This is a genomic window from Agarivorans gilvus (assembly GCF_001420915.1).
GTDB lineage: Bacteria > Pseudomonadota > Gammaproteobacteria > Enterobacterales > Celerinatantimonadaceae > Agarivorans > Agarivorans gilvus.
This window is the reverse complement of sequence record NZ_CP013021.1, coordinates 4,276,779-4,288,437: the sequence shown is the minus strand read 5'-3', so window position 1 is coordinate 4,288,437 and position 11,659 is coordinate 4,276,779. Positions and strand designations below refer to the sequence as shown.

Genomic DNA, 11,659 nt, shown 5'->3' with positions numbered 1-11,659 from the left:
AGGGATTTATCATGCAAGCACTCATGATCGCCAAGAACATCGACAAAACCTTCATTTTGCACAACCAAGGCGCCGCTCGCCTACCGGTATTACGGCAACAAAATTTAGAAATTTTTGCTGGCGAATGTGTGGTACTCAACGGTAGCTCTGGCTCGGGTAAATCCAGCCTGCTGCGCTCACTATATGGTAACTATCAGGTGGATAGTGGTGAACTGCTACTGCGCCAGGGCGAACAATGGCTCGATTTAGCCAGCGCCTCGCCACGGCAGATTATTGCGCTGCGCCGCTCCACCATTGGCTGGGTAAGCCAATTTTTGCGAGTTATTCCACGCCTCTCAGCCTTAGACATCGTGATGCAACCAATGCTGGAAAATGGCTTTAGCGAAGCTGCCGCCAAGGCCAAGGCGCAAACCTTGCTAAGCCAGCTAAATGTGCCAGAGCGCTTATGGCCACTGGCTCCGGCCACCTTCTCTGGCGGCGAACAGCAACGCGTCAACATCGCCCGTGGTTTTGCCCTCGACTACCCGATTTTATTACTCGACGAACCCACTGCATCACTCGACAAACATAACGCCCAACAGGTGGTAGAACTGATCCTTACAGCCAAACAAGGTGGCGCCGCCATTGTGGGAATTTTTCACGATGTGTGGGTGCGCGAACTCGTCGCCGACCGTCTACATAACATGCAAGCCCTTAGCGCAAACGCAGGATAGCCCTTAGCCAAATAAAGGATAGCTCGATGATAATTACCAATGTAAAAATGATCCTTGAACAGGAAATCGTTAACGGCTCTTTAGAAGTGAGAGAAGGGCGCATCGTTGCGCTAAGCGATACTCAAAGTCGCCATAGCAGCGCCATTAACGGCCAAGGTGCGTATTTACTTCCCGGCTTGGTAGAACTGCATACCGACAACTTAGAAAAGTTTTTTACCCCTCGCCCCAAGGTAAACTGGCCGGGTGGCTCGGCCATGGCCAGCCATGATGCCTTGATGATCTCCAGCGGTATTACCACCGTACTCGATGCCATTGCGCTGGGTTACATCAACGACCAAGGCACCCGCTTAGCCAATCTTGAGCGTATGCTCAACACCATAGTAAGCAGCCAACAGCGTGGCCTTAACCGCGCCGAGCACATGCTGCACCTGCGCTGCGAATTACCCAATGCCGATACCGCCAGCACCTTTGAAACGCTGGTAGAGCAAGGCCCGGTGGCGATGGTCTCGTTAATGGATCACACCCCCGGTCAGCGCCAGTTTATCGACAGTGAAAAATACCGCACCTACTACATGGGCAAATACGGCCTTAACGAAGCCGAAATGGCCAAGTTTGAAGCCGAGCAAACCGCCGCCTCGGAAAAGTGGTCTGACGCCAATCGCCAGCAAATTGCTCAATCTGCACGCCAGCGAGGTATTGCTTTAGCCAGCCACGACGACGCCACCGTAGAACACGCCCTAGAATCATCAGCATTAGGCTGCGCGGTAGCCGAATTTCCTACCACCGTAGCCGCCGCTAAGGCCTCGCATGAGGCCGGACTAAAAGTAATGATGGGTGCACCTAATATCGTGCGCGGTGGTTCCCACTCTGGCAATGTGGCTGCCGCAGAGTTAGCCCGCCACGGCGTGTTAGATATTCTCTCCTCTGATTACTATCCTGCTAGCTTGTTGGACGCGGCTTATCAGCTCGCCAACATGCCCGATAACCACTACGATCTGTGCCAGGCGATCAAGATGGTTAGCTTAAGTCCAGCACAAACACTAGGATTAACAGATAGGGGTAGTATCAGCGAAGGCAAGCGAGCCGATTTAGTATTAGCCGCAGCTTGTGATGAGCGCTTGCAGGTGCAGCAGGTATGGCGCCAAGGAGAGCGAGTATTTTGAACATCGAGCTAAGTCAAGACCAAGTGCTAAGCGGTGAAGCGAAACTGTTTTATCTAGTGGGGCCCTCTGGCTCAGGTAAGGACAGCGTTATTAATGGCCTACGCGACAAACTTCAGGCTAACAGCAGTGTACTCATTGCCCATCGTTACATCACCCGCTGTAACGATAACAGTGCCGAAAACCATATTGCGCTAAGCGTACCGGAGTTTACTCAGCGTAAGCGCAGCGGTCTGTTTGCCATGGACTGGCAAGCTAATGGCTGCAATTATGCGGTGGGTAATGAAGTGAACAGCTGGCTAAGTATGGGCTTTTCAGTATTGTTTAATGGCTCGCGCCAACAAATCCCGCTGGCTCGAGAGCTATTTGCGGAACGCCTACGCGTGATTGCACTAGATGTTGAACCAGAAATCTTAGCCGAGCGCCTACGCCAGCGTGGCCGTGAGCAAGAACATGACATTCTGGCGCGGCTACGCCGCAGCGAGCACTATCAAGCGCAACTGCCCAAATATTGCTGGCATTTAGATAATAATCGCAGCCTAGAGAAAACCGTGAATAGCTTACTAAAATACATAGAGGAGCAAACCACGGAGTACTACTTACAATGAAGCTCACCTTAGTCGGCACTGGCAATGTACAAGCCAGCCCTCTCTATGGCTGCGAGTGTTTGGCCTGCCAACGCGCTCGCAAGTACCCTAGCTATGCCAGAAAGCTTTGCTCGGCGCTGCTTGAAAGCGAGGGTAAACAGTGGCTAATCGATGCCAATCACCCACAATGGGCGAGCCGCTTTCCAGCGCATTCCTTAAGTGGCATTTTTCTTACTCACTATCATATGGATCATGTGCAGGCCTTGTTTAATATGCGCTGGGCGATTCACCCTAGGCTTCCGGTTTACCAACCAGACGACCCTAAGGGCTGCGATGACCTGTTTAAACACCCCGGCATCCTCGACTTTCAGCCACCACTTAAAGCCAACCAAGCGATACAAGTTGAACACTTACGAGTGATTCCGCTGGCCCTAAACCACTCCAAACCTTGCTTGGGTTATTTGTTCTGTGTAGCACAAGGGCGAATTGCCTATTTAACCGATACCAAAGGCATTCCCGACAGCAGTTGGCAGCAATTGTTACGCCAACCGCCTAAATACGTGGTGATAGACTGTAGCAATCCGCCATCTAGTAAGGCCAAAAACCATAACAATCTCAGTGAGGTATTAGAGCTGGCCCATGCTCTGCCCGACAGCCATTGGCTGCTCACACACATAGGCCATGAGCTTGACGAATATTTACTGGAGCATCCCGATTGTTTAAGCCCTAATGTTAGCGTCGCCCACGATGAACAATGTTTAATCCTCTAAATGAACAAAGCCAAGGAAGCCCAAATGGCAGTAGTAAAGCCCGGAAATAAACTCAGTTCTCATCCTTCGGTAGCCAACAGCAGTCATATTAGCAGCAGTCAACTCGGCCAATGGACCGAGATAGGCGAACGCTGTTTGTTGGATAATGTGCAGTTTGGTGATTACAGCTACGTTCAAGATGACGTTGACATTGCACTAAGTGAAGTGGGCAAATTTGTCTCCATCGCCTCGAAAGTGAGGATTAACCCCAGTAATCACCCTTGGTGGCGAGCCGGCCAGCACCACTTTAGCTATCGTCCGCAAAAATATGGTTTAGCCGGATCCGTCGACGCCGAAGTATTTAACTGGCGCGCCGAGCACAAGGTAAAGATTGGTCATGATGTGTGGATTGGACATGGCGCGATTATTATGCCCGGGGTGAACATTGGCAATGGCGCGATTATTGGCTCTGGCAGTGTGGTCACCAAAGACGTGCCCGCTTGGCACATAGTGGTGGGCAACCCTGCCAAGCTATTACGCCCACGCTTTAATGATCCCGAACTGGGAAAACGCTTAGAAAAACTAGCCTGGTGGGATTGGTCGCAACAGCAACTGGCAGAAGCGCTACCTTTATTTCAACAAGACTGCCTCGCCTTTGTAGAGCATTACGAGCAACAGTTAAGCCCCACCGTGTAAACTGAATAAACACCAGGCCGAAGTTAAGCTGGCTTTGTGCTAACGCCGTTCAAGCTTTAGTCGGCCAAATCACCACACAGGCGGTTTGTTTTTGCTTACCAAAACCAACAATTTGCGCCAACATAGACTTGCCCACCGGAACAAAGGCCGAAGACACCACATCGCTCTGCTGTTCTACGTGAGGATCATGAATGTAGAAAAATTTATCACTCATACCACTGAGCACTATCCAGTGCGGCCCTTTTTCGCCAGTAAAACGATAGGTGCTAATCAGCAGCAATACCGCCGCGCCTTGCTCTATCCAAGTTTCTAATTGGCTAATCGACGGTGCGCGATTGTGATCTTCAATACCTTTAGCGGCGAGCTGAGCCACAAAGTCTTGGTGGACTAACTCAATCACCTGTTTTTTATTGGGGTCACGCACGCTATCAATAAACGGGGTGGAGCGTGATTGGGTCCAAAGCTCGATGGGATAACCGCGTCGCACTGCCGCCAAAGCCAAACCCTGAGCACTGCATCCGCCATGTCCGGCGGCCATAAAAATGGTGGTGGCTTCGCGCCATAGTTGCAGCTCTTCGGTGCGGCTGGGCACATGGCCACTGAGGCAGCTAAAGCTCATTAGCAAACACGCGGCACCGCAGGTAAAGGGCGTAGTTTGAATGTACAAGGGCATCGGCAGCTGTACTCTAGGCCCCTGCGGTGACAAGCGTTTTTGCATGCGCCGACCATCGCAAAGGTCGTCGTAATAATGCACCAGAAACTTAAGCAGCTGATAGCCCATTTTTTGATAAAAATTAATCGCCAACGTATTGTCTTCACGCACTTCTAGTCGTAATGTATTGACGCCTTGATCAAGAGCTGCACGCTCGCATTGCCCTAGCAAACTTTGGGCAATTCCACGTCCTCGGAAATCTGGTTTAACAGCAATTGAGTACAACCTCGAAAGCTGAGTACCTTGGTGAAATAGCAATAGCGCATAACCTGCCAAACCTTTACCACTGTCGGCCACAAACAACATGGCCTGGGAAGAGTGCAAGAAGCGCTTCATTTGCCGTGGCGATATGCGATCCCCAGCAAATAACTGTTGTTCCAATGTATTTAGTTCGGCGAGATCGGAACTGTTCGCTAAACGAAAGTCCATACGATTTCCTGATAGGTAAGCCCAATTGCTTGGCAATAATAGACCTAAAAAATCAGGAAAAATATAGCGATGGCAAATCTTTTAATCGTTACCGACCAAGCCAGTGACTGGAGCCAATATTTTCCGTCGGAGCAGGTAGTCAGTGTCGACCACTATCTCAATACCGACTGGAAAAGCACCGGCCAAAAAAACGTTCAAGTGGTTAACCTGTGTCGCGATTATGACTACATGAGTAGCGGCTACTATTGTTCGCTAATGGCCGAAGCTCGGGGCCATAGGGTAATCCCCAGAGTAATGGCAATTAACGACATTAACCAGCCATTGCTGCTTTCCAGCGAGCTATTTAAGTTGGGAAGCGCATACCGCGAGCAGCATCAAATCAGCTGCAAAATCTACTTTGGCCGCACTACCGAAAAAGGCCTAGAAAAACTGGCAAAATACCTATTTGAAAAATTTATGGTACCGGTGATCGAGCTGCACTTATCCAAGCATCGCGAGCAATGGACTATTCAGCATATCGCCCCCTATCCTTTTCAGGATTTGTTAGATCAAGAGCAAGACTTCTTCATTGAATCATTGGCGTTGTTTTCCAGCAAAATCTGGCGCAAACCGCGCCAAGAAAAAAAATCACGTTACGATATCGCCTTGCTGGTTGACCCTGATGAAAAAATGCCGCCTTCCGATCCTTCCGCACTAAAGCGCTTTAAACGTGCTGCCTCGCGTTTGGCCATGAATTTGGAAACCATTGGCCCAGACGACATTTCACGTTTGGGTGAATTTGATGGGCTATTTATTCGCACCACCACCAACATCGGCAACTATAGCTATCGCTTTGCTAAAACCGGCGAGAAGCTAGGATTGGTGGTCATCGACGATGCCGAGTCCATCATGAAATGCACTAACAAGGTATTTCTTACCGAACTGTTGCAGCAAAATCGCGTGCCCGCGCCCACCAGCGTGATAGTGCAAAGTTTCAATCCACAATGGAAAACCCAGCTACTTGAGCAACTGGACTTTCCTATGGTGCTAAAAATTCCCGATGGCGCCTTTTCTCGCGGCGTGATTAAAGTGCGTGACGAAGCCGAGTTACAACGCGAAGCCAGCAGCTTATTTGAGAAAAGTGCCTTAATTTTGGCTCAAGCCTTTATGCCCACCGAGTTTGATTGGCGCATTGGGGTGTTAAATCGCCAAGCCATTTTCGCCTGTAAATACATGATGAGCCGTGGTCACTGGCAAATTTACCAACACCACAAGAGTGGTCGAGTCAGCTCCGGTGGCTTTGAAACACTCGACTTAAAACAAGTGCCTAAAAATGTGGTGGATATAGCGGTTAAAGCCGCCAACCTGATTGGTTCGGGCCTCTATGGCGTGGATTTAAAAGAAATTAACGGCCAGGTTTACGTGATTGAGGTAAACGACAACCCGAGCATCGACCATCATGTAGAAGATGCCTTCTTAGGCGATTTACTCTATGACCGAATCATGACCGAGTTTTTAAGGCGAATTCAAATGCGCGGCTTTTAGCCACGCAGGGGATTAGCCTGCATGTCGCGCCATTACGCTGGCGCGACCACACACTTAAAACTTATAAGCCAAACCTAAATAAGCACCACTGTTGTCGGTACTGTAATGGCGAGTGGCAATGTCTTCATATTGATAACCACCAGAAAGCGTTAAACCACCCAAGGCACTATCAAAAAACTGGTAGTTTAATCCGGCGCGAAACAAATTGGCTTGGTAATCTTCTTCGCTTAACGACAATTTCAAATCACTTTCTATACCCAAACCTGAGCCGGGGAAACGCCAAGTCACACGGCCTACTGCATAGATTTGCTCGCCATCATTAGAGCCATCCGTAGCACTATTGGCGCTCTCCCAGCCCTCGTAACCGGCGCCCAAGTCCACATATAAGCCGGCGGTATCAAACAAGTTGTAATACAGCTCGGCCTGATAACTAGAGCCATCGGCAGGGTCGCCTTGCTTACGTTTATTGGCCACTACTGCCACATTAGGCACTAAAGGAATAGGATGTTTAAAACGCAAGCTTAAATCGCCCTGCCAGGCAGAAGAAGCTTTAGGCTCAGAATCGGTTTGGGCAATATGAGTAGATAGGGTGAGCCCTAATAAATCGGCGTGAGCAGGTAGTGAAGCGAGTAAAGCAGCGCCTAGCGCGAGACGAAGTTTCATCTAAAATCCTATAGTTAAACAACATGGTTAAGCTAAGTTCGGCATTTTGCCACGCACCCATCATTCAACCAAGATAAAAACACCTAAAATTAAAGTGATTTGGAATTTAAACCTAGGTATTTAACATAGCAACTCGCTCACTCAGTCTATAGTCACTTAACTTGGCCAACCATGCATGCCTTGGCGCTAGTATTACATTTAACAAAATTGACACATTTACCGAACTCCTTCACTATTGAAGCTTGCTTTGCAGCACATGTTGATGGCAAACAATCATGATTGTTTAATTTACTTAGCAAGCAGGTGGCTATGCATCAAGCAAATAACTTAGCACAAGTTCTTAGCTTACCGTCTCAAGCTCATCATCACAGCCATAGTTACGCGCAGATGGTGATTGGTTTGCACGGGAAAACCGAGTTCGATATACAGGGTCGCGGCCAAGCTGTTGGCCCCGGAGACGGTTGCCTACTGCCTGCCAGCACCGAGCATGCCTTTAATGGCCTTGCTAATAATCAAATATTAGTGGTGAATTTCGTTGCCACCGCGCAGCCTTCCCTACAAGACAAACTTGAACATTTGTTTCGTCATCCCAGCTATTTTCAACTAAGCCAACAAACGCAGCTGTTAATTAGAGCATTAGGCCAAGAATTATTATTACAACCCCACGATCCACTACTAGCCGAGTCCTGCGCTAATACCCTAGTCTGTATACTGAAGAAGCACTTAAGCTCACCGCTGCCCAGCAAGCGCCAAGGTGAACGGCTCTCTATGGCGCGCATCGACAGCTATATTCAACAACACTTACAGCACAAAATCAGCGTGGCCCAGCTAGCTGGCAGTGTGTTTATGGCAGAAAGCCACTTCTATGCCTTATTTCGCCAACAAACAGGCTTAAGCCCTCATCAATACCTTTTGATTAAACGCCTAGAGCAAGCCAAACAACTGCTCATTGAGCCTCATTTCTGCATTCAGCAAATAGCCCAACTGTGTGGTTTTGCTAGCCAAAGCAGCTTTACCACCGCGTTTAATCGCCATTTTTCCTTAACCCCTGCTCGCTTTCGCCGTCAGTTTCACTAAGCCTTCAGCCTTAGCCGCATACACTACACTTATTAACAGAGCATTGCGCTGGCTTAGTGTTAACTGAAGATCAGAGTATTTCGAAAAAAATTCGTTGTTTTTCGAAATACTCCTAGCGCTTGCCCATCTACAATCGTCAATTAATAACAAAAATATAACATTTGAAGTTAACCGATACCTCTATGAGGAGCGCTCATGACCAGTAACATCCCCTTAACTGCGCAAAACTTTGCCCAAGCCGACTTCATTGCCCAGCCAGCAGAACAACTTTGGCAGCACATCTCGCCGCTTTATTGTGTTGATGAGTCCGCTTGGCTAAATCAACTGCTGCCCTTGGCCGAGCCAGATCCAGCAGAGCGGGCAGAAACCGAGCGCCTTGCCGAGCAGTTAATTAAACAAGTTCGGGCGGATAAAAAAGCGCTGCAAATGATCGATGCCCTGCTACTGGAATACAGCCTTGATACTCGCGAAGGTATTTTGCTGATGTGTCTAGCCGAAGCGCTGATGCGCATTCCCGATAGCGCCACCGCCGATGCATTAATTCGCGACAAACTCAGTGTGGCCGACTGGAAATCTCACCTAAAAAATTCCGACTCCCTATTTGTTAACGCCTCCACTTGGGGGCTGATGCTAACCGGTAAGGTGGTGAGTCTAAAAGATCAACCTCCGGCTCAGCCCTATAAGGTACTCAATAAACTGGTAAATAAGTTTTCTGAGCCGGTGATCCGCCAAGCCATGCAACAGGCGATGAAAATTATGGGCCATCAGTTTGTGCTAGGCAGAAGCATTCGAGAGGCGCTAAACAATGCTCAAGGGCCTCGCAGTGAAGGCTATAGCTATTCTTTTGATATGTTGGGCGAATCGGCCCTCACCGCTGCCGATGCCCAAAAATACCAACAAGACTACCTACAAGCGATTAGCGCAGTAGCCAAACAAGCTAAATCGGCAGCAGCCAAAGGGCCAGCTTGCTCGGTTTCAATTAAACTCTCGGCCTTGCACCCGCGCTATGAAGTGGCTCAACAACAGCGAGTGATGAGCGAGATGTTTGATAGTGTGCTGGAACTACTACAGCATGCCCGGCAACAGGATGTAGCCATTACCATTGATGCCGAAGAAGCCGAGCGCTTAGAGTTGTCGTTAAAGTTATTCGCCAAACTCTATCAACATCCATCGATGCGAGGTTGGGGCAAGTTTGGCTTAGTGGTACAAGCCTACTCGAAACGCGCCTTGGCGGTAATTGGCTGGCTAGCGGCCTTGGCTAAGCAACAGGGCGATGTGATTCCCATGCGTTTAGTGAAAGGCGCCTACTGGGATAGCGAATTAAAATTGGCGCAGCAACATGGCCACCCAGCCTATTCAGTGTTTACCCGTAAAGAAGCCACCGATGTGAGTTACCTGGCCTGCGCCCGAGTCTTATTAAGTGAGCCCTATCGCGGGCTGATTTATCCGCAATTTGCCAGCCACAATGCACAAACGGTCGCCGCTATTTCAGCCATGGCTACGCATAACGATTATGAGTTTCAACGCCTGCATGGCATGGGCGAATCCTTATATAAACACGCAAAAGAACTACTCAACAGTGAGGTGCGTATCTATGCTCCCGTGGGTAGCCATAAAGACTTACTGCCCTACCTTGTGCGACGACTATTAGAAAATGGGGCCAATAGTTCCTTTGTGCATCGCTTGGTGGATGCCCGCTGCCCGATTAGCGAACTCACCAAGCATCCGGTGGACTTATTGCGTTCTCGCCAGACCTTGCATAATCCGCATATTGTTAACCCGCCGCAATTATTTGGCCAGCAGCGAGCCAATTCACTCGGTATCGCCACCGACATAGAAAGCCAATGGCAGCCGTTTCGCCAGCAAGTTGAAGCCTTTTTGGGCGACTATCAATGGCAGGCCGACTCACTGATTAACGGCCAAGCTCAAAGTAACGTTCGCCAAGCAGTGATGGCACCCTACGCAAGCCAACAGCAAGTGGGTGAAGTGAGCTGGGCCAAGGTTGAGCAAGTCGCCACAGCTTTAGACGCAGCCGAGCAAGCCCACCCAGTTTGGCAACAAACACCGGTTAACCAGCGTACTCAATACCTGCGGGCGCTGGCCGACAAACTAGAACAGCACATGCCCGAGCTGGTAGCGCTATGCCATCGCGAAGCCGGTAAAACCGTTCACGACAGTATTGATGAAATACGCGAAGCGGTGGACTTCTTACGTTATTACAGCCAACAAGCTGAATCTATCTTCAGCCAAACTCTAGAGCAAACCGGCCTGCAAGGGCAACAGCAGCAAGTGCGTTATCAAGGCCGCGGCCTGTTTGTTTGCATTAGCCCTTGGAACTTTCCCTTAGCTATCTTTATTGGCCAAATAGCGGCGGCACTGGTGGCGGGTAACTGCGTGCTGGCCAAGCCCGCCGAGCAAACCAGTCTGATTGCCGCTCGTTGCATCGAGTTATTGCTTGAAACCGGTATTCCTGGCGCAGTAATTCAACTACTACTAGGGAGCGGAGCAGAATTAGGCCCCGCCTTATGTAGCGATCCACGCATCGCCGGGGTCGCCTTCACCGGCTCTACACCTACCGCGCAAAGCATTAACCGACTATTAGCCAAACGCGATAGCCTGCCGGTGCCCTTTATTGCGGAAACCGGCGGACAAAATGCCATGATAGTCGACAGCACCGCCCTGCCCGAGCAAGTGGTACGCGACGTGCTGCGCTCTGCTTTTGCTTCTGCCGGACAACGCTGCTCGGCACTGCGGGTATTGTTTGTTCAGCAAGACATTGCCGAGCGCATCATTAGCCTGCTACAAGGTGCCATGAGCGAGCTCAGCGTGGCCTGTCCGGAATACTTAAGTAGTGATTTAGGGCCGGTTATTGACTCAAGGGCTCAGCAAAAACTATTGCAACACATCGAGTGGTTGCAACAAAACGCCCAACTGATTTACCAACTACCTCTAGACGAACAATGCCAACAAGGTAGTTATGTGGCTCCCTGCGCATTTGAAATTGACAGCCTCTCTCAACTCACAGAGGAACACTTTGGGCCAATACTGCATGTGATTAAATTTCATGCAAATCAAATTGATAGCGTGATTAATCAAATAAATGACAGTGGTTTTGGGTTAACATTGGGGGTGCATAGTCGTAATGAGAGCACTTATCGGCATATCGAACAGCGTGCTCGGGTGGGCAATTGTTATATCAACCGCGACCAAGTAGGCGCGGTAGTAGGAGTACAACCCTTTGGTGGGCGAGGCCTTTCTGGTACTGGCCCTAAAGCGGGTGGCCCCCATTACTTATACCGCTTCGCCCAAGCCGAAGTCACTGTTATTAAGGCCTCAGGAGTGCAATAAA

The 11,659-nt window shown here is 49.6% G+C and carries 10 protein-coding genes; 8 read left to right on the top strand and 2 right to left on the bottom strand.

The window, feature by feature from the left end; genetic code table 11:
• Nucleotides 1–11: 11 nt before the first annotated feature.
• Genes phnL through AR383_RS20465 form a run of 5 tightly spaced genes read left to right on the top strand, consistent with a single transcriptional unit; the run spans nucleotide 12 to nucleotide 3,905 of the window.
• Entirely contained in the window at nucleotides 12–713 is a 702-nt protein-coding gene (phnL, locus tag AR383_RS20485; protein ID WP_055734810.1) for a phosphonate C-P lyase system protein PhnL, read from the top strand.
• Between the two features lie 26 nt (nucleotides 714–739).
• The gene (phnM, locus tag AR383_RS20480; protein ID WP_055734809.1) at nucleotides 740–1,876 is read left to right on the top strand and encodes an alpha-D-ribose 1-methylphosphonate 5-triphosphate diphosphatase; all 1,137 of its coding nucleotides are present in this window, start codon (nucleotides 740–742) and stop codon (nucleotides 1,874–1,876) included.
• Nucleotides 1,873–2,481, top strand: coding sequence for a ribose 1,5-bisphosphokinase (gene phnN, locus AR383_RS20475; protein WP_198150190.1), 609 nt, complete (start codon nucleotides 1,873–1,875; stop codon nucleotides 2,479–2,481). The genes phnM and phnN overlap by 4 nt, the downstream gene beginning before the upstream one ends.
• Entirely contained in the window at nucleotides 2,478–3,230 is a 753-nt protein-coding gene (gene phnP, locus AR383_RS20470; RefSeq protein WP_055734808.1) for a phosphonate metabolism protein PhnP, read from the top strand. Before phnN ends, phnP begins: the two co-directional genes overlap by 4 nt.
• A gap of 24 nt (nucleotides 3,231–3,254) precedes the next feature.
• Nucleotides 3,255–3,905, top strand: a complete 651-nt coding sequence (locus AR383_RS20465; RefSeq protein WP_055734807.1) for a DapH/DapD/GlmU-related protein — start codon at nucleotides 3,255–3,257, stop codon at nucleotides 3,903–3,905.
• A gap of 49 nt (nucleotides 3,906–3,954) precedes the next feature.
• On the opposite strand, the gene AR383_RS20460 is transcribed toward AR383_RS20465, so the two are convergent.
• On the bottom strand, nucleotides 3,955–5,046 hold the full coding sequence (locus AR383_RS20460; RefSeq protein ID WP_055734806.1) for a GNAT family N-acetyltransferase/peptidase C39 family protein: 1,092 nt from the start codon (nucleotides 5,044–5,046) through the stop codon (nucleotides 3,955–3,957).
• 69 nt (nucleotides 5,047–5,115) lie between these two features.
• Here AR383_RS20460 and AR383_RS20455 point away from each other — a divergent pair, with 69 nt between their 5' ends.
• Nucleotides 5,116–6,570 carry a RimK family protein gene (locus AR383_RS20455; protein ID WP_055734805.1) on the top strand — a complete coding sequence of 485 codons (1,455 nt, stop codon included), beginning with the start codon at nucleotides 5,116–5,118 and terminating at the stop codon, nucleotides 6,568–6,570.
• A gap of 54 nt (nucleotides 6,571–6,624) precedes the next feature.
• Here the strand turns inward: AR383_RS20455 and AR383_RS20450 are convergent, their stop codons facing one another.
• Complete coding sequence (locus AR383_RS20450; RefSeq protein WP_055734804.1) at nucleotides 6,625–7,233, bottom strand: porin family protein; 609 nt, start codon at nucleotides 7,231–7,233, stop codon at nucleotides 6,625–6,627.
• A 309-nt stretch (nucleotides 7,234–7,542) separates the two neighbouring features.
• Between AR383_RS20450 and AR383_RS20445 the strand changes: the two genes are divergently transcribed.
• Both AR383_RS20445 and putA read left to right on the top strand, forming a co-directional pair.
• A complete protein-coding gene (locus tag AR383_RS20445) occupies nucleotides 7,543–8,310 on the top strand; it encodes a helix-turn-helix domain-containing protein (protein ID WP_055734803.1) in 768 nt (255 codons plus the stop codon).
• Between the two features lie 195 nt (nucleotides 8,311–8,505).
• Nucleotides 8,506–11,658 (top strand): bifunctional proline dehydrogenase/L-glutamate gamma-semialdehyde dehydrogenase PutA, encoded by a 3,153-nt coding sequence (gene putA, locus AR383_RS20440; RefSeq protein ID WP_055734802.1) that lies wholly within the window; start codon nucleotides 8,506–8,508, stop codon nucleotides 11,656–11,658.
• The last annotated feature ends 1 nt before the right edge of the window (nucleotide 11,659 follow it).

Excerpts from the sequence above, each read along its gene's own strand:
- phnL (WP_055734810.1), top strand. The coding sequence starts at position 12 with ATGCAAGCACTCATGATCGCCAAGAACATCGACAAAACCTTCATTTTG.
- phnM (WP_055734809.1), top strand. The coding sequence starts at position 740 with ATGATAATTACCAATGTAAAAATGATCCTTGAACAGGAAATCGTTAAC.
- phnP (WP_055734808.1), top strand. The coding sequence starts at position 2,478 with ATGAAGCTCACCTTAGTCGGCACTGGCAATGTACAAGCCAGCCCTCTC.
- AR383_RS20465 (WP_055734807.1), top strand. The coding sequence starts at position 3,255 with ATGGCAGTAGTAAAGCCCGGAAATAAACTCAGTTCTCATCCTTCGGTA.
- AR383_RS20460 (WP_055734806.1), bottom strand. The coding sequence starts at position 5,046 with ATGGACTTTCGTTTAGCGAACAGTTCCGATCTCGCCGAACTAAATACA.
- AR383_RS20455 (WP_055734805.1), top strand. The coding sequence starts at position 5,116 with ATGGCAAATCTTTTAATCGTTACCGACCAAGCCAGTGACTGGAGCCAA.
- AR383_RS20450 (WP_055734804.1), bottom strand. The coding sequence starts at position 7,233 with ATGAAACTTCGTCTCGCGCTAGGCGCTGCTTTACTCGCTTCACTACCT.
- AR383_RS20445 (WP_055734803.1), top strand. The coding sequence starts at position 7,543 with ATGCATCAAGCAAATAACTTAGCACAAGTTCTTAGCTTACCGTCTCAA.
- putA (WP_055734802.1), top strand. The coding sequence starts at position 8,506 with ATGACCAGTAACATCCCCTTAACTGCGCAAAACTTTGCCCAAGCCGAC.